Raw genomic sequence first — 18,118 nt, forward strand, 5'->3', positions numbered from 1 at the left:
TTCGTAACAAAGGCCCCACGATGACGCGTCAAACCCTTTGGCAAACGATCCACACCGCCTTGGCAGCCGAGATTGCGGCGGGCCACTATCGCACAGGGGACAAGCTGCCAACCGAGGCCAAACTGGCCACCCGCTTTGGCGTGAACCGACATACCGTGCGGCAGGCGCTGGCAGCTCTGGCCGAAGCTGGCACGGTGCACAGCAGGCGCGGTGCAGGTGTTTTTGTGACCACCCACCCCACTGACTACCCACTGGGCCGCCGGGTTCGGTTTCAGCAGAATCTGGCCGCAAGCGGACGCAGCGCTTCGCGCCGGATCACGCTGATAGATACCCGCGTTGCCGATGAAGACGAGGCCAAAGCACTGCATCTCTTGCCCGGGGACTTGGTGCATGTGGTCGAGGGCGTGTCTTTGGCGGACAACGCCCCGCTGGCAACCTTTCGGTCTGTCTTTCCTGCCGCTGCCCTGCCCGGCCTGCCGCAAGCGGTTCAGGAACACGCCTCGATCACTGCGGCGCTTGGAACCTGCGGCATCGCCGATTATACCCGCGCCGAAACGCGCATCACCGCCAAACTGGCCAATCCGGTTCTGGCACTTACGCTGCAAATTGCCCAGGGTGCGCCGATCTTGCGCTCGGTCGCGGTGAATGTCGATCAAAGCGGCCGGCCCATTGAATATGGCACCACATGGTTTGCCGGTGACAAGGTGGCGTTGACGGTTCAGCCGGAAGATCTGACCTAGACGTGCCGTTGGCCTTGGCTGTGTCACATCCGCGTTGCGATGCAACGCTATCCACAAACGCATGCCCCAAACGCCAGAGCCTGCCATGCCAGCCCAATTGCCCCCCCTGTGCCTGACCCGCGCCCGCATCCTGCGGGAAGGGTACTTCAGCGATCAACCGCTTACACTTGCGGGCGGTTTACTGACAGAGGGTGGCGGCACCGAGGTTGATCTTGCGGGCTATGCAGTGCTGCCCGGCATCATCGACCTGCATGGCGATGGGTTCGAGCATCACGTCTTCCCTCGCCCTTCTGCACCGTTTCCCCTCTGGGCAGGCCTCGCCTCTTACGACCGCGAGGCCGCAACTCATGGCGTCACCACCACCTATCTGGCTCAGGGCTGGAGCTGGGAAGGTGGCCACCGAGGCCCAGACCATGCTGAGGCCCTGCTTCTGGCACTAGAGGAGCATCGCCCGAAATCGCTGATAGAACAGCGGGTGCAATTGCGGGCAGAGACGCACTTTATAGAGGCGGCTGATCGGCTGATGGCAGCGGTCCGCCGCTTTGATCTGGGCTATGTCGTGTTCAACGACCATCTGGAGGAAGGGTTGACGATGTCGCGCCAGCAACCCGAAGCCTTTGGTCTGTGGGCGCGCAAGTTGGGGGTTGGGGCCGAAACTCTGCTGGCCCGACTAAAGGCCGCCAAGGCTTGCGCAAAAGCGGTGCCGCGCACGCTGTGCCAACTGGCCGACGCCTTCGAACAGCGGGGCGTCCGCTTTGGCAGTCATGACGACCCTGATGCTGAAACGCGTGAGTTCTTTTCAATGATTGGTGCGCGGATCGCTGAGTTCCCGATCTCGCGGCGGGCTGCGGCGGCGGCGCGGGCGATGGGGGACCCGGTGATCATGGGCGCACCGAATGTCGTGCGGGGAGGCAGTCAGTCGGGAAATATCGCGGCAGTGGATCTGATCCGCGATGGCCTATGCGATGCTTTGGTGTCGGACTATCATCTGCCGGCGCTGCCTCTGGCGATCTGGACGCTGGTTGATCTGGGGGTGCTGGATCTGGCGAAGGGGTGGCAGATGATCTCGACCGCGCCCGCGCGCATCCTGGGCTTGCACGACCGGGGGCGGATTGCGGCGGGGTTGAGGGCTGATCTGGTTGTCATGAATGAGGAGAGCCGCCAGATCGAGGCGGTGATCTGTGGTGGGCGGCTGGTCTTTGCCTGCGGAGAGGCGGCGCTGCGGCTGATGCAGCCGGGCCAGCCTATGCGGCTGGCGGCGGAATAGGGGGCGGGCGTTGTCTCTGGCAGAGACAGCTTTCTGGCCACACAAAATCAACGACTTGCACGCCGGCATTTGGGAAACGTTAATCTTTGCGCCGATGACTTTCCCACGGGCTCCCCCGCGCTACCACGCAAAGGGGGTGCCGTCATAGCGCAAGAACTGCCCCGTTTGTGCAATGGTCAGGCCATCAGCGATGTCCAGGATGCCTGCGGCAACATCGGCTGGGTCGAGATCGGCCTGCGCCCCACCCATATCGGTGCGCACCCAGCCCGGGTTGATCAGCGCCACAGCGATACCTTCGGGGGCCAGATCGGTGGCAAGGCCCTGCATCACCTTGTTCAGCGCCACTTTTGACGCCCTATAGGCGATGCTGTTGGAACTGGCTTGCCCCATGGCCGACATCTGACTGGAGATCGACAGGATACGCCCGCCCCCCGCAGCCCGCAGATTGGGCAGCAGCGCCTGCGAGACAGCCAAGGGAGCCAGTGTGTTGACGGCCAAGACCTCGGCAAAGCCTGCGTAGTCCACCAGGTCGAGGGCAGACTCGCGCGGGCCCATGATGCCGGCATTGTTGATCAATATATCAACCGGACCCACAGCCTGCGACAGGGCGGCAAGCGCCGCGACATCGCGCAGGTCAAGAGGGTGGGCGGTCACCCCTGCCGGGGCCGCGCCGCTGCGCAACGTGGTGCTGACGCGCCAGCCCCGGCCAAGGGCGTCAACACAGAGCGCCGCACCAATGCCCCGCCCTCCGCCGGTGACGAGAATATGTGGTGCGGTCTGTGTCATGTCTTATCCCTTGATCAACTTGCGGCGCAGCCAGCCAGAGAAGCTGTCCATCGCCATGACCATCAGCACAATCAGGACGATGTAATAGGCCACTTCTTCCCAATCCTTCTGGGTCTGGATGGCCTGCGTCAGCATCAGGCCGATGCCGCCGCCGACAATCGCCCCGATGATCGTAGCGCTGCGGGTGTTGGATTCCAGGAAATACAGCACTTGCGACAAGAGTATCGGCGTGATCTGCGGAATCACGCCAAAGCGCGCACGCAAGAGGCCGCTTGCCCCGGTCGAGCGCAAGCCTTCAACCTGTTTTTCGTCAATGTTTTCAAGCGCCTCGGAAAAGAGTTTCCCGAAACTGCCGGTATCGGTCACCAGCATGGCAATAGCCCCTGTCATCGGGCCGGGGCCAAAGGCGCGGGCGAGCACGATGGTCCAGATCAGGCCATCAACCCCGCGCACGAAATCGAACAGGCGTCGCACCGCGCCGCGAAACAGGCCGAGCGGCATGATGTTTCGGGCGGCCAGAAAGGCCAGCGGCAGCGCCACGATCGCCGCACCCATGGTACCCAGAAAGGCCATCAGCACAGTTTCAAACAGCGCCCAAGCCACATCGCCATGCCGCCACATGCGGTTTGTCCAGAAGTCCTGCACCATGCCCAGCGCATTTGCACGGGCCCGATCGACCCGTTCCCCCCACAGGGCGAGTGCGGCCAGCTCTGCCAGAGTCTTGCCGTAAAAGGGGCTGTCGAGAGTGAAGAAAAACAACTCCCACCCCGGGAAATAGCGGAAGGTTTCGACCTTGGACCGGGTATAGGAAAAGCGCCCGGCAGAAGTGGTGACAGCGACCCGCGTGTCAGAGGCGTTGATCCAGTCAGGCAGCGGTTGCGGCGCGGTCAGGATCAGGCGGTTGCCCTGCGGCTGAATGTCGATCGTGCCATAGCCGGGCACGACATAGCGCGCACCCGCCGCATCATAAGTGACGCGGTGACCGTCGCCCAGATCTATCTGTGTGACATCGCCCTGCAGCGCAACCCAATCGGGGGTGGTGCCGGGCGGATAGCTGCCCTTGTTTTCGCCCTCATAGGCTGCGGTGACGGTGCCAGTGCGGTTGTCACGGGTGACATGCACCTTATGGCTGACGAAATCAGACAACAGGATGGCCGCATTATCCATGCGGGCGCGTTGGGCCAATCCGGAAAGATCAAAGGCCACGGCCGTATAGGCGAGATAGGCCAGCACCAACAGCGGCAGGCCCATTGCTATCGCTCGTTTTCGCGCGAAGCGGCGGATCATGGCCTGCGCGAGTTCGCCCGATGCGGTCGACATGGCGGTATGGGTTGCGATCATGGCCATGTCAGTGCCCCTTTACCAGACGGTGGCGGAAATGGTCAGAAATCCGGTCGATAACGACGATGGACAAGAACAGCAGCAGGAAGATGGCGACCACCTGATCATAGCGCCCCTGCCCCCATTGCATGGCCAGTTTCAGATCATGGCCGATGCCGCCTTCGCCGACAAAACCAAGGATGGCACTGGCGCGGACATTGACCTCAAAGCGCAGGAGCGCATAGGACAGCCAGTTGGGCGCCACCTGCGGGATCACCCCTAGCCACATGCGTTGCGACCAGTTGGCACCGACGGATTGCAGGCCCTCGACCGGCTTGAGATCGGCATTTTCGGCAACTTCGGAAAAGAGTTTACCCAGCGCGCCCCCAGTGTGAAAGGCGATGGCGATAACCGCAGGGACGGGGCCGCCGCCAAGGATGTAGATCAGCACCAGCGCGATGACGATTTCTGGCACTGCGCGCATGGCATCCATCAGGCGGCGGAACAGCGGAATGGCGCGGGGCCAACGGGCGAGGCCGCGCGTGGCAAGCAGCGAAAGGCCCATCGCCATGCCGGCCCCGATCAGGGTGGCGACGGCGGCGATGTTCAGGGTTTCGATCAGGGCAGGACTATGCTGCAGAAACAGGGCCGGGATTTCGGCGCGTTTGGCCCAGGCTTCGGCCATGACTTCGGCCGGAAACTGGAACACGTTGCCGATGCCGTTCAGAAAGCCCCCGGCATTTCGGCTTTCGGCCAGTTGCCAGCCCGAGGCAAAGAGCGCGATGAAGACAACCAGCAGGATGCCGCCGTAAAGACGCTTGCGGCGCACCAGTTCCAGATAGCTTTCTCTGGTCTGTGTCAGGTTGGGGCGTTTGCCCCCGTGCGGCCCGAATGCGATATCGACCATGAATCCCCCTTGGGGTTGCGCGCGGCAAGAAAGGCAAGGGCCGGGCCGCCGTTTCCGGGGCCCAGCCTGCAATGGTGCAGGAATTACATGCCTTCTTGCAGTTTGCGGGCGGCAATGATGCCCGAGAATGCCTCATGCGTGACGGGCACGAAATCCTTGGCGTCCCCGGCTGCGACGCCATAGGCGCAGGTCGGGTCGTCTTCCCACAGGTTGGCGGTCAGGTCGGTGACCTTGTCCTTTACCTCTTGCGGCAGGGCCTTTCGCAGCACAAGCGGTCCTTCGGGGATCAGCTTGGATTGCCAGATCTGGACCAGATCGTTCATATCGACCAGACCTGCATCCGTGGCGCGACGGAAGGCACCGGAATTGTAGTCATCTTCCCAGTTTCCAAGACCATCGGCCCAGGAAACGCCTGCGGCGAAATCGCCATTTGCGACGCCGACGATGGTCTGCTCATGCCCGCCCGAGAATTTCACCTCGGCGAAATAATCTTCCAGCTTGCCATAGGTTTCGGTCAGTTCGGCGCCCGGCACCAGATAGCCCGAGGTCGAGTTCGGGTCGCCGAAGGCGAAGACCTTGCCCTTGGCGTCTGCAATGCTGGTGATGCCTGAATCCTTGCGGGCAAAGCCGAATGAGTAATAGCCAGTCGAGCCATCAACATTCTGCTTGGTCAGCCTGACATCCACTGCTTCGGGGTCGGTCAGGTAAATCTTGGCGTAGGCCGATGCACCCAGCCAGGCGTAGTCGATGGTGCCGCCCAGCATCCCCTGAATCACACCATCATAATCGGCAGGGGTGAACAGCTTGACCGGAACGCCCAGCGCCTCTTCAATCTTGGCACGGAAGCATTCGTTCGAAGTCATGCGGTCTTGCGCATTCTCGCCCCCCAGCAGACCAATATTGAACTGGGTTATCTCTTGCGCGGTGGCAAGGCCGGACAGGGCCGTGGTCAGGGCGGTGGCCAGAAGAAGCGTTTTCATTTTCGTCTCCAAGTGGGGTTCCCCTGTTTCAGCAGGGGTCGGGGTTAGCCAAGCATCGCCTCGGCATAGGCGTTGTCGGCGGTGGCATCGGTGGGAAGGCTGGTCGATGTGGCAGACTCGTTGAAGGTTGCGTCGGCACCATAGATGTCACGGGCGACACCCGTTGAGAGTTGGTCGGGCGTGCCATCAAAGACGATGCGCCCGTCGCGCATTCCGATCACCCGGTCGCAATAGCGGCGCGCGGTATCCAGCGTGTGCAGATTGGCGATGACCATGCGGCCATCTTCGACATTGATGCGCTTGAGCGTATCCATGACAATCTGGGCATTCATCGGATCAAGGCTGGCAATGGGTTCGTCAGCCAAAATGATCTTGGGGTCTTGCATCAGCGCACGGGCAATCGCCACGCGCTGCTGCTGCCCCCCCGACAGTGCCTCGGCCCGCTTGGGGGCCTGATCGGCGATACCGAGGCGATCAAGAATGTCGATCGCCCTGAGGATATCGTCGCGCGACCACAGGTTGAACAGGGTTTGCACTGTCGAGCGGCGGTTCAGGATGCCGTGCAGCACGTTCGAGGCAACATCCATGCGCGGCACAAGGTTGAATTGCTGAAAGATCATCGCACTTTGGCTTTGCCAGGCACGCGCTTCGGCACCCTTAAGCGCCAGAATATCGCGCCCTTCGACCATGATCTGGCCCGAAGTGGCATCTGTCAGCCGGTTCATCATGCGCAGCAATGTGGATTTGCCCGCCCCCGAACGCCCGATCACCCCCACGAAACAAGGCCGGTCGATCGAAAAGCTGATCCGATCAACGGCCGCTTTCTGGCCGAAATGGCGCGAAACCTCGATCACTTTCAGCATGGTTAGCCCCTTTCCTGTCAAAGCGGGGTCTAGCGCCGCTATGTGACGTGTTCTGGTAAGCTGTGCGAAACTCTTGTGACGAAGCGGCAGGGTGGCCCTGCCGCCCCATCGTCAAGACCGGTGAGGACTAGCGCTACTGGGCAGCCAGAAACTCGGGCACGGAGAGCAGGACAACTTCGTTATCGGCTGCGGCATTCAATTTGCGGCCAGCCGAGAAAGGCAGGTTGTTGTCGATGGCGACCATGATGTGGCTGTCATCAACCCGCATCACATCTTCGATGGTGAAGAACGGCAGGCTGAACCGGCCATCCTGACCGCCGTCTGTGGTCAGCCGCGCCTTGCCCTGAGGATCGGCGATGTTCATCAGATCAATCTGGCCGATGCGGCGCACAAAGCCATCTGCATCGACGCTGGCCGTGTCGATCAGCACCACATGCTTGACGATGGCAGGCAGCGGAAAGCAATCGGGCATGGGGTCGCCCGCGCATTTCAGCGAAGGCTCGCCTTCGCCATTGTCACGTTCGATGATCAGAGCGCGGGTTTCGTCGATGAAGTTGAAGTCACCGATGGCCGTGGCCCCGTCGGCCAGTTTGAACTTGAAGCTGGCCCCTGTCCATTCGCGGCGGGCCGGATCGAAGGCCATGCTGCGCAGAAACGCGCCCTCGGCCTGACCATCGGCCCCCAGCAGCGGCTTTTCCAGCAACGCCCAAAGCAGACCCGTTCCCGGTTGCAGGGCCATGCCCTCAAACCCTCCTGAACGGGGAACGGTCCAATCGACCCCCATGACCGAAGTGGCCGAAATGCCGGGTGTGTCCGGCCCTTTCAGCAGCTGATCAGCGACCAGCGTTGGATAGACGCCCTTGATGCGGCCATCGAGTCCCGCCTCGATCAGGTAAGGGCCGAATTCATCACCCATCCAGATCGAGTCGCCAACGCGCTGAAGGCTTTCCAGATCGAAATCTGCCCCAGTCAGATAGCGGCTCTCGGTGCCATCCCACGAGATGCGGAAAGGCACTTTGAAGTCGGGATCATGCAGGAAAACGGTTTCCTTGATCTCGACCTTGCCGGAGTCGAAATCAGGTATCATACGGCTGAAGAACAGCATGGCGTCGGGGCTGTTGGCCTTGGAGCCAAAACCGTTGTCTGTCAGCACATAGACCGAGCCATCTTCGGCCCGGTTCATCGCAAAGCCGGAAAAGCCTTGTAGCGGTTGGCCGATGAAGGGCAGGTTGATGCCGGTCAGCCGTTTGCCGTGCAGTGTGCCGGTGTCGCCTGGTACGGACATCGGCACGCCATTACGGGTGGCACCGGTGAATTTGCCGCTGATCCAGGCATCGCGGGGGGCATCAGCGGGAGGTGCCACAAGGCTGAGCGCAGGCAGATAGGCATGGCCGGCCAGAGTGGCGGGGAAGGTTTCCTGCGCCGTGGCAGGGGTGGTAAGGGCAAGCAGCGCAAGAGGAAGGATACGGGCTGTCATGGGGCACTCCATCGTTGGTGCCCTGTCTTCGCCCGGCCGCATGACAGACGTGTTGCGCCGCGGCTATGGTTCTGCGACAGTTTTGCCAAAGGCCGTTATGCGCAAAGAACAGGCCATGCGCATTCAGGCCAGTGCTGGGCGCCCCCATGATGGCGACGCCCGTTAATGGTCAGATATCCTTCAGCAGACGCAGCGCATCATAGATAGCCGCATGGATGTTGCGCGCGCTGACCGCGTCACCGATGCGGAACAGCTGAAAGCGGCCTTGGGGGTTGCGCATCACCTGTTGCGGCTGGCCTGCGATCAGATCATCGTAATCGACAGCACCAAGGTTTGACGACAGGGGCCGCAAGTCGAAATACAGATCGTCCAGCGGCAGGGTGCCATAGTTGACCACCACCTGATCATAGGTTTTTTCCGTGGTCAGGCTGCTGTAATCCGTGCCGATGGTCGCCCTTAGCCGGTTGCCATCGCGCGCCACGTCTTTCAGGCGGCGGGTGACGGTGAACTGCACATCCTTGTCCTGCAGGGCGCGCATATAGGGCACCAGATTCATCGCCATGATGTCGGGCGCAAAGGTGCGGTCGGGGGTCATCACCTCGACCTTGGCACCGGCGGCGGCGGCCACCTCGGCTGCCATCAGCCCCGGATGATCGCCGCTTTCGTCGTAGATCAGAACATCCGCTCCGGGCTTTACATCGCCCGAGATCAGATCCCAAGAACTGACGATCAGGGGCTGCTCTTTGCCGCTTTCGAACAATTCGGTATTGGGCAGGCCGCCGGTGGCGACCACCACCACATCGGGGGTCAGCGCGGTGATGTCGGCAGCCTCGGCCCAGGTGCTGAAGCGAAACTCGACATCGCGGGCCGCGCATTGCGCCATGCGCCAATCAATGATCGAGATCATCTCGCGGCGGCGGGGATTGCGCGCGGTCAGCCGGATCTGGCCACCGGGGTTGGGCTGGGCTTCGAACACGGTGACGGCATGGCCGCGTTCGGCCGCCACCCGCGCGGCCTCAAGCCCCGCAGGGCCTGCGCCCACGACCACCACCTTTTTGCGCACCGGGGCCGGGGCAATGTCATGCGGCATGGTCAACTCGCGCCCAGTGGCGGGGTTGTGGATGCACAGCGCCTCGCCCGCCGCATAGATGCGGTCAAGGCAATAGGTGGCGCCGACGCACGGACGGATCTCCTCTTCCCGCCCCTCGATGATCTTTTTCACGATATGCGGATCGGCCATGTGGGCGCGCGTCATGCCAACCATATCCAGCAGCCCGGCCGCCACCGCATGGCGCGCGGTGGCAACGTCAGGAATACGCGAGGCATGGAAGGTGGGCATGCCCGTCGCGGCCCTGACCTGGCCCGCGAAATCCAGATGCGGGGCGCTTTTCATGCCCTGCACCGGGATCACATCTGTCATCGCCGGGTCGGTGTGAATGCGCCCGCGAATGACATTCAGAAAATCGACCATGCCGCTGTCGGCAAGGCGCTTGGAGATGACAAGCCCTTCCTCGGGCGTGATGCCGCCTTCCGCCGCCTCATCTGCCGTATAGCGCAGGCCGACGATAAAGTCCGTGCCCACCCGTTTGCGAATGCCGCGCAGCACATCAGTCAAAAGCTGCATCCGCGTGTCCAGCGTTTGGCCGCCATAGGGGCCATCAAGATCATTGGTCAGCGGTGACCAGAACTGATCGAGAAGGTGGCCGTAAACCTCAAGCTCGATCCCGTCCATACCCCCCGCCTGCATCCGTTCTGCGGCATCGGCAAAGTCCGAAATGATGCGTTCAATATCCCAGTCTTCGGCCAGTTTCGGAAAGGCCCGATGGGCGGGTTCGCGGTGCTTGGACGACGAAACGGATGGCAGCCAGTTTCCCTTGTTCCAGGTGGTGCGGCGGCCCAGATGCGTCAGCTGAATCATCACCGCACAGCCGTGGTCGTGGCAGGCATCCGTCAACTGCCGAATCCACGGCACCACTTCATCCTTATAGGCCAGAATGTTGTTGAACACCGGCGGGCTGTCTTTTGACACCGCGGCCGATCCTGCGGTCATGGCCAGCGCCACCCCGGCCTTGGCGCGTTCGGCGTGATAGGCGGCATAGCGTTGCTTTGGCATCCCGTCTTCGGGATAGGCCGGTTCATGGCTTGTCGTCATGATCCGGTTGCGAAGGGTCAGGTGTTTCAGCTGATAGGGTTGCAAAAGGGGATCGTTGGACATGACGCGGGCTCCATGACAGATGCCCTTAGTTCTTCGCCAAATGTTCACTTGTGTCAAGTTTCAGTTCATCGCTGTATATTTTTCTTGAGAGGGGGCCAGCAACGGCCTATCCTGCCGGGCATGAACGATGGTGCAGACAGTCAGGACGACCCGGAACGAGAGGGCCCAGAGAAAACCTCGGGCTGGCGCGGATCGCGTGACCTGTGGCTAGAGGCCGCCAAACAGGCGCTGATCGAATCCGGGGTGGATGCGGTCAAGGTGCAGCCCTTGGCTAACCGTTTGCAGATTGCGCGCACCAGCTTTTACTGGTTTTTCAAGGATAGAAATGCCCTGCTGGCGGCACTGCTGGCCGATTGGCAGGCCAAGAACACAGGCGCTTTTGTCGAGGCCTGCGCCAGCTATGCCGAAACCATTGCCGAAGCGATCCTGAACCTGATCGTGGTTTTTCAGGACGAAACGCTGTTCGAGTCGCAACTGGATTTTGCCGTGCGGGGCTGGGCGCATCAATCGGATGCCGTGGCCGCGCAGGTGCATCAGGCCGATGAAACCCGGCTGGCGGCGATCTGTGCGCTGTTTGAAAGGTTTGGCTTTGCCCCGGATGAGGCCGATGTGCGGGCGCGCACGGTGTATCTGACCCAGATCGGCTATATCGCGATGCAGGTGAAGGAAAGCATGGCGGTGCGCGTCGAGCGCACGCCGCGCTATGTGCAAACCTTTTGCGGCACAGCCCCCACGCAAAGCGAGTTGGACCGGTTTCACGCCCGACTGAAGGTCAGCCCCGAAGCTGAACTGTGATCCAGTTGACGAATTGCCGGGTGGCCGGGGTCATCTCTCGGTGCTTGGGCACCAGCAGGCAATAGCGGTCTTCACTGGTCAGGCATTGGTGGCCCAGACGCACCAGACGGCCCTCACGCAGATGGTTTGCCAGCAACATCGACCACCCCAAGGCCACGCCTTCGGCATTCAAGGCCGCCTCGATGGCATCGGTGTAATGGTTGAACCGCAGCGCACTGGTCTGTGCCGCGTGGCCCAGCGACGGGCCAAGACCCACGGCCCGCGCCCAAGACCGCCAGGTTTGCCAGGACGGCGTCACGATATCCGAGGCGATCAGGGGCAATCGGGCAAGATCTATGCCCTGCGGCGCAGGCCCAAGGCGCGCCAGCAGGCGCGGGCTGCACACAGGAAAGACCTCATCTTCGCGGGTCAGCAGGCACTGCCCATCGGCAAAGGGCGGCCTGCCAAAGCGGATGACCACATCCAGACGATCGCGCCGCAGGTCGGTTGGCCCATCGTCAGACACCAGTTTCAGCTTGATTTCGGGGTGCAAGGCGCGAAATTCAGACAAACGCGACAAGATGAAAAAGTGGCTGAACGCCAGCGTTGCACCCACATTCACCGTATCATCCGCCACGGGGCGGCGGATCGTTTCGATCATTTCGGCCATATTGGCAAAGGCATTGCCCACCGTGCCCGCCAGCGCCGCCCCCGCGGCCGTCAGGGTAACCCGCCGATGGGCGCGCAGAAACAGGGCGGTGTTCAGATCATCTTCCAGCAGCTTGATCTGACGGCTGACCGCCGCCTGCGTCACGCCCAGTTCCGCCGCCGCCTGGGTAAAGCTGCCCAGCCGGGCCGCCGCCTCAAAGGTGGCAAGCGCACTCATCGAAGGAACGCTGCGCCGCAGGTTTGCCATGGAGGGTGTGCTTTCCGTCAATACATAATTTGAAGTTATCGTTTCATCGAATATTTGTGTAGTTGAGAGCGGCGGCATTTGCACGAAAGTTGCGTCTGCTTTTCACCTTTTTCCGACGCCCTCTTTGCTCATGGATGCCCAGATGATCGACAATGGCCACCTTGCCACCTTGCTGGATGCGCAGACCAAGAATCACGCGCTGACGCGGCCGTTCTATACGGATGCGGGCCTGTATCGCGCCGATCTGGAGGCGATCTGGTATCAGGACTGGATCTTTGCCGCCTCGGTGGCTGAATTCCCCAAGGCGGGTGCCTATGTGACACTGCAACTGGGGGAATACCCGATCGTCGTGGTGCGCGGGGCTGATGGGCAGATCAGGGCCTTTCACAACGTCTGCCGTCATCGCGGGCAGCGGCTGTGTTCCAAGCCATCGGGAACGGCGGCCAAGCTGGTTTGCCCCTATCATCAGTGGACCTACGAAACCGATGGGCGCCTGTTGTGGGCGCGCGACATGGACGCAGGGTTTGATGCATCGAAACATGGGCTTAAGCCGGTTCAGTGCGCCATTGCCGCAGGCATGGTGTTTGTCTGCGTGGCAGAGGAACCGACGGATTTCGCATCGGTGCAAGCGGCGGCAGATCGCTATACCGCGCCGCATGGCATGGGCGATCTGAAGGTGGCGCATCAATCGCGCATCATTGAAAATGGCAACTGGAAACTGGTGCTGGAAAACAACCGCGAATGCTATCACTGCGCGGGATCGCATCCGTCGCTGTGCCGCACCTTCAATGATGATCCTGATCTGGTCGGATCGGATGACAGCCTGTCGTCGCCTGCCGGGGCAGCCCATGTGAACCGGTGCGAAGATGCGGGCCTGCCCTCGCGCTATCTGATCTCGGAAAACGAGCAGTGGCGGCTGGTGCGCATTCCCTTTGTGGGCGATGCGGTCAGTTACACGATGGACGGCAAGGCCGCCGCGCCCAAACTGCCCGGCATGCCCTTTGCCAATGCCGGCACCCTGCTGTTCTTCCATTACCCGAACACATGGAACCATTTTCTGTCAGACCATGTGCTGAACTTCCGTGTCCTGCCTGTCAGCCCGACCGAAAGCGAAGTGGTGACGACCTGGCTGGTGCATAAGGATGCCGTGGAAGGCCGCGATTATGATCTGAACCGCCTGACCGAAGTGTGGCTGGCCACCAATGACGAAGACCGCCGGGTGGTTGAGGAAAATCAGGCCGGCATCAATTCGCCCGCTTATGAGCCGGGGCCCTATTCGGCCAAGCAGGAAAGCGGTGTGATCCAGTTCATCGACTGGTATCTGGCCACCATGCGGCGCGCGGTGGCCGCCCCTGCCCGTCTGGCGGCAGAGTAAACCATGGGGCACGAACGCCAGAACTGGACGGCTGCACCCTGGTCTGATGCCGAGGTGCTGGAATGCGCCATGGTCATTCCCGAAACGGCCGATTGTGCGACCTTTGCCTTTCGCGCTCCGTCGGGGGCATGGTTCGACTATCAGCCCGGGCAGTTCCTGACGCTGGAGCTGCCTGTGCCGGGGGGCCCCTTGATGCGGACCTACACGATTTCGTCCAGCCCGTCGCGGCCCTTGTCGATTTCGGTGACGGTCAAGGCGCAACCGGGCAGCATCGGCACGCGCTGGATGCTGGATCATCTGAAACCAGGCATGCGGATCAAGGCGCATGGGCCTGCGGGGGTGTTCAGCTCTTTGCGCCATCCGGCCGAAAAATACCTTTTCATTTCAGCCGGATCCGGGATCACCCCGATGATGGCGATGACGACATGGGCGTGGGATTCCGGCGCCATGCCCGACATCACCTTTGTGCATGCCGCCCGCAAGCCGAGTGACATCATCTTCAAGCAACGGCTGGAAGGCTTTGCCGCCCGTGTGCCGGGCCTGCAACTGTGCTTCACCGTCGAAGAGGTTGAACCGTTCTCGGTCTGGTATGGCTATCGCGGGCGGCTTAGCCAGATCATGCTGGGCCTGATGGCCCCGGATTACCTTGAGCGCGAGGTGTTCTGCTGCGGCCCTGCCCCCTTTATGCAGGCCGTGCGCGACATGCTGGTGTCACTGGGCTATGACATGGCGCGCTATCACGAAGAAAGCTTTGCCGCCCCGCAGCCCGAAGAAGTGCAGGTTGAGGTTCACGAACCCGCTTCGGTTTCGGAAGTGACCTTTGCAGGTTCCGGCACATCCGTGGCCTGTGATGGCACCGAAACGGTGCTGGCCGTGGCCAAACGCGCCGGGCTGAATATTCCGTCCAGCTGCAATTTCGGTCTGTGCGGCACCTGCAAGGTCAAGAAGATCTCGGGCGAGGTGGCGATGGTGCATAACGGGGGCATTTCAGACGATGAAATCGCCGAAGGTATCATTCTGGCCTGTTGCGCCCGCCCCCAGGGCACCGTCGTGCTGGATCTGTAGGGCGGGCCGCCCCCGTCAGCTTTGCGGGCGGGTTTTCTTGGGGTCGTAATGCGACAGCCCCACGATCACGGCCGGCAACCGCTTTTGGTGGCCGTCCAGCTTGCCCACCTCAAGCGGGGTGCCAAGGGCGGCATGGGCCAGATCCACGCGGGCCAGCGCAATGTTCTTGCCCAACAGTGGCGAGCGCATGGAGGATGTGACCACCCCTATCTGTGCCCGCCCGACATAAAGGCCATCGCCATGGCCGACATCAACATTGGCCTCGATCTCAAGACCCACAAATTTGGTGCGCGGGTTTTCCTTGCGGCGGATCAGCGCGTCGCGGCCGATAAAGTCATCGGTCTTTGATTTCAACGGCACGGTAAAGCCGATGCCTGCCTCGAACGGGTCGGTCTGATCGCTGAAATCATAGCCTGCAAAGATCAACCCCGCCTCGATCCGCACCATATCCAGCGCGGCAAGGCCCATCGGGCGCAGGCCCAGATCACCCCCATTGGCCCAGACCGCATCATAGACCGCGGCGCCATCCTTGGGGTGGCAAAAGATTTCATAGCCCAACTCGCCGGTATAGCCGGTGCGCGACACCACCACCGGCGCCCCTGACGGCCCCCCGACCCGGCCAATGGTCAGCCGGAACCACCCCAATTCGTCAATCGTCGGCTGATGCGGCGCTGTCCAGATCATGCGCCGCATGATTTCGCGCGCATTGGGGCCCTGAACAGCCAGATTGTGCAACTGATCGGTCGAAGACCGCACCATGACATTCAGGCCCAGCTTTTGCGCCTGTTCGCGCAGCCACAGGCCCGAGCTGTCGTCGCCCCCAATCCAGCGGAACTGATCCTTGCCCAGACGGAACACGGTGCCGTCGTCGATCATGCCGCCGTGGTCGTAGCACATGGCCGAATAGACCACCTGCCCCACCGACAGTTTTTTCATGTCGCGCGTCAGGCACCATTGCATCAGGGCCTCGGCATCCGGGCCTGTCACCTCAAACTTGCGCAGGGGCGACAGATCAAGCACCACAGCCTTTTCGCGGCAGGCCCAATATTCCTCGATAGCGCCATTGGCAGAATAGACCTGCGGCAGCCAATAGCCTTTGTATTCCACCATATTCCGGGTTTTTGCCGAAATCGGCGCGTGAAAGGCAGTTTCCTTGGTCATTTTCGGCTCTGACTCCGGCGTGGGGCGATAGGCGATGGAACGGCTAAAGGTTTCAGCGCCCGAATAGGTGCGCACATGGATATCGGACAGATACCAGCCATTCGCAGGCGACGTGTCATCCGGGCAGGCCGAGTTGACACAAACAAGGTCAGTCAATGCCCGAAACAGCACATAATCGCCCGGGCGTGACCACGGCTCGTCGCTGATCAACACGCCATGGGCGTCGATATTGGTGTTGAAGAACAGGTTGACCGCCATCCAGCCCGGGCGCGGATCAACCCCATGCCGGGCCAGGGCCGCATTGAAATTGTCAGAGCAATTGGCATGGCCGGGATAGCCGATATCGTCATAATATTTCGACGCGCAGGCCATGGCAAAGGCATCATGGCGGCCGACGGTATCTTGCACCACTTCGACCAGCGGCACGAAATCCTGATCGTAATATTTCGAATGCAAACCGGGCATCGAATAGGCATGGCCCATCAACGTGCGGCTGGTGGTGACATCCAGCGCGTGCTGAATGCCCCTCTCCAGTTTGCGGGCATCAAAGCATTGAAAATCAGTGCATTGGCGGCCTTCGACATCAATGATCTGGATATAATCACCGGCCTTGACGAAATAGCTTTCGGCGGTGGCCGAATTCACCCGCAGATCCAGCACCGGATCGGCCAAAGGGTCGGGCAAGTCGAACTTGCCCAGGATGCGCGGGGTGGCGCGCTGAAGATGCACGGTAATGGGGGTTGCGGTCATATATGTGTCGGGGGCCATCGGCAGACCGGGGGCGGCGATGATCAGCCACCCGTCGTCTTGCGCTGTCAGGCCAGCCTGCGCCCCGGCAGGCGTGTCGGGCGCAAACAGGCGCAGCGCACCCGCCTGCGCCAGCGCGATCCCGCGCGTCACAAGGGCCCGGCGCAAGCGCCCCAAACCGGGGCCCGCCGCGTCGCCCAGCGCCAACATCGCCTTAAGCCCGCCCGCATCGGAATTGGCGACCTGCCCCAGAATGGCGGCGGCGATGCGGCCTTCGGGCGTGGCCGCCACCAGTTCAACCGGTTGACCGCCTTCGTCATTCACAAGCGTAAGGCGATCGCCTTGCCCCAGACGCAGCAGCAAGGCCCCGCCCCCTGGCACGACATGGCGTTCGCGCCCGTGGTGCCTCTCCAGATCTCGGGGCGTCAGAATGCGACTGGGGCGCGGCGGCCCTGCCATGACATTGGGATAGCGGGTGTCGAGCATCAGCCTGCCTTGTGCGCAATTTTAACAGTGGTAAAACTTGTTCATCTTCAAGAATAGTTGCAGAGTCGGATTGGCGCAAGCATTTGCACAGGGAAACAGGCGAAAATGCTGTCACTGCACAGATCCTGGGCGTGGCTGCTGCCTGATCTGCGGGCCCCGCGTGTCTTGAACGTGGGGGGCAACCCTGACCAGCGGCCCTGTCGGCACAAAGCTGACGGCGCGCCCGCCCCTTGCCCCAAAGGGTGTTTCCCTTTAGTGAAATTGATCACAGGCTTCCCCCTTGGATCAGCAGGGTTTCCCGATGGACGATCACACGCGCCCCCCCAGTCTGCCCCGCGGAAAACCCGCCTTTGAACAAGATCCGCACCGTTTGCGCGAAATCTCGGAACGCAACCTTGAGGCAGCGATTGGCCGCGAAGTGCGCAATTTCCGACGCCAACAGGGCATGACGGTGGCAGATCTGGCGTCGGTCACCGGGCTGTCGATCGGGATGCTGTCAAAGATCGAGAACGGCAATACCTCTCCATCGCTGACCACCCTTCAGGCGCTCAGCCATGCTTTTTCGGTGCCGGTAACGGCCTTTTTCCGCAGCTTTGAAGAGCGCCGCGAGGCCCAGCATGTCAAGGCGGGCGAGCATGTCGAGATCGAGCGCCGTGGCACAAGGGCGGGGCATCAGTATAACCTGCTGGGCCATATCGGCTCTAATTCATCAGGTGTGGTGGTCGAACCCTATATGATCACCCTGACGACCGAGAGTGACACCTTTCCCGCCTTTCAGCACGAAGGATTAGAGCTGCTGTTCATGCTGGAAGGCGAGGTCGATTATCGCCACGGCGATCAGATTTATCCGCTGAAACCGGGTGACAGCCTGTTCTTTGACGCTGATGCGCCGCATGGGCCAGAAAATCTGGTGAAACTGCCCGCGCGGTATCTTTCGGTGATCGCCTACCCCCAGGGCTAAGCCCCCATTTCCCACATGATCTGCGCAAGGTTTTGCCCCTGTCCCACGACAGGGGTTTTTCATTTTGCACATTCCTTC

15 protein-coding genes are annotated in these 18,118 nt (G+C 61.5%); 6 read left to right on the plus strand and 9 right to left on the minus strand.

All coding sequences use genetic code 11. The annotated features are described in order from the left end of the window. Positions 1 to 20 precede the first annotated feature (20 nt). Positions 21 to 740 carry a phosphonate metabolism transcriptional regulator PhnF gene (gene phnF, locus V3C85_RS17480; RefSeq protein ID WP_331796710.1) on the plus strand — a complete coding sequence of 240 codons (720 nt, stop codon included), beginning with the start codon at positions 21 to 23 and terminating at the stop codon, positions 738 to 740. A gap of 85 nt (positions 741 to 825) precedes the next feature. Continuing rightward, positions 826 to 2,007 carry an alpha-D-ribose 1-methylphosphonate 5-triphosphate diphosphatase gene (locus tag V3C85_RS17485; RefSeq protein ID WP_331796711.1) on the plus strand — a complete coding sequence of 394 codons (1,182 nt, stop codon included), beginning with the start codon at positions 826 to 828 and terminating at the stop codon, positions 2,005 to 2,007. A gap of 120 nt (positions 2,008 to 2,127) precedes the next feature. Here V3C85_RS17485 and V3C85_RS17490 read toward each other — a convergent pair whose 3' ends face one another. The 7 genes from V3C85_RS17490 to V3C85_RS17520 all read right to left on the minus strand — a co-directional run bounded on the left by V3C85_RS17490 (position 2,128) and on the right by V3C85_RS17520 (position 10,555). After that, positions 2,128 to 2,793, minus strand: coding sequence for an SDR family NAD(P)-dependent oxidoreductase (locus V3C85_RS17490; RefSeq protein WP_331796712.1), 666 nt, complete (start codon positions 2,791 to 2,793; stop codon positions 2,128 to 2,130). A gap of 3 nt (positions 2,794 to 2,796) precedes the next feature. Beyond that, the gene (gene phnE / locus V3C85_RS17495) at positions 2,797 to 4,134 is read right to left on the minus strand and encodes a phosphonate ABC transporter, permease protein PhnE (protein WP_331796834.1); all 1,338 of its coding nucleotides are present in this window, start codon (positions 4,132 to 4,134) and stop codon (positions 2,797 to 2,799) included. Positions 4,135 to 4,141: 7 nt separating this feature from the next. Then, positions 4,142 to 5,020, minus strand: a complete 879-nt coding sequence (phnE, locus tag V3C85_RS17500) for a phosphonate ABC transporter, permease protein PhnE (protein ID WP_331796714.1) — start codon at positions 5,018 to 5,020, stop codon at positions 4,142 to 4,144. An 83-nt stretch (positions 5,021 to 5,103) separates the two neighbouring features. Further along, complete coding sequence (gene phnD / locus V3C85_RS17505) at positions 5,104 to 6,000, minus strand: phosphonate ABC transporter substrate-binding protein (protein ID WP_331796715.1); 897 nt, start codon at positions 5,998 to 6,000, stop codon at positions 5,104 to 5,106. 44 nt (positions 6,001 to 6,044) lie between these two features. Beyond that, positions 6,045 to 6,863 carry a phosphonate ABC transporter ATP-binding protein gene (gene phnC / locus V3C85_RS17510; RefSeq protein WP_331796717.1) on the minus strand — a complete coding sequence of 273 codons (819 nt, stop codon included), beginning with the start codon at positions 6,861 to 6,863 and terminating at the stop codon, positions 6,045 to 6,047. 133 nt (positions 6,864 to 6,996) lie between these two features. Continuing rightward, a complete protein-coding gene (locus V3C85_RS17515; RefSeq protein WP_331796719.1) occupies positions 6,997 to 8,340 on the minus strand; it encodes an esterase-like activity of phytase family protein in 1,344 nt (447 codons plus the stop codon). A gap of 169 nt (positions 8,341 to 8,509) precedes the next feature. Continuing rightward, positions 8,510 to 10,555, minus strand: coding sequence for an NADH:flavin oxidoreductase (locus tag V3C85_RS17520; RefSeq protein ID WP_331796721.1), 2,046 nt, complete (start codon positions 10,553 to 10,555; stop codon positions 8,510 to 8,512). Positions 10,556 to 10,675: 120 nt separating this feature from the next. Between V3C85_RS17520 and V3C85_RS17525 the strand changes: the two genes are divergently transcribed. Then, positions 10,676 to 11,350, plus strand: coding sequence for a TetR/AcrR family transcriptional regulator (locus V3C85_RS17525; protein ID WP_331796722.1), 675 nt, complete (start codon positions 10,676 to 10,678; stop codon positions 11,348 to 11,350). Here the strand turns inward: V3C85_RS17525 and V3C85_RS17530 are convergent. Continuing rightward, on the minus strand, positions 11,328 to 12,245 hold the full coding sequence (locus tag V3C85_RS17530; RefSeq protein WP_331796723.1) for a LysR substrate-binding domain-containing protein: 918 nt from the start codon (positions 12,243 to 12,245) through the stop codon (positions 11,328 to 11,330). The two genes, V3C85_RS17525 and V3C85_RS17530, sit on opposite strands and share 23 nt — an antisense overlap. Positions 12,246 to 12,387: 142 nt before the next feature. On the opposite strand from V3C85_RS17530, the gene V3C85_RS17535 reads away from it, so the two are divergent. Next, on the plus strand, positions 12,388 to 13,620 hold the full coding sequence (locus tag V3C85_RS17535) for an aromatic ring-hydroxylating oxygenase subunit alpha (protein ID WP_331796724.1): 1,233 nt from the start codon (positions 12,388 to 12,390) through the stop codon (positions 13,618 to 13,620). 3 nt (positions 13,621 to 13,623) lie between these two features. Continuing rightward, entirely contained in the window at positions 13,624 to 14,685 is a 1,062-nt protein-coding gene (locus V3C85_RS17540; protein ID WP_331796725.1) for a hybrid-cluster NAD(P)-dependent oxidoreductase, read from the plus strand. Positions 14,686 to 14,700: 15 nt separating this feature from the next. Here V3C85_RS17540 and V3C85_RS17545 read toward each other — a convergent pair whose 3' ends face one another. Next, entirely contained in the window at positions 14,701 to 17,079 is a 2,379-nt protein-coding gene (locus V3C85_RS17545) for a DUF1989 domain-containing protein (RefSeq protein WP_331796726.1), read from the minus strand. A 301-nt stretch (positions 17,080 to 17,380) separates the two neighbouring features. Between V3C85_RS17545 and V3C85_RS17550 the strand changes: the two genes are divergently transcribed. Beyond that, positions 17,381 to 18,040 carry a helix-turn-helix domain-containing protein gene (locus V3C85_RS17550; protein WP_331796728.1) on the plus strand — a complete coding sequence of 220 codons (660 nt, stop codon included), beginning with the start codon at positions 17,381 to 17,383 and terminating at the stop codon, positions 18,038 to 18,040. Positions 18,041 to 18,118 lie beyond the last annotated feature (78 nt).

Source organism: Pseudotabrizicola sp. L79 (genome assembly GCF_036553525.1).
In the GTDB taxonomy this organism is placed as follows: Bacteria; Pseudomonadota; Alphaproteobacteria; order Rhodobacterales; family Rhodobacteraceae; genus Pseudotabrizicola.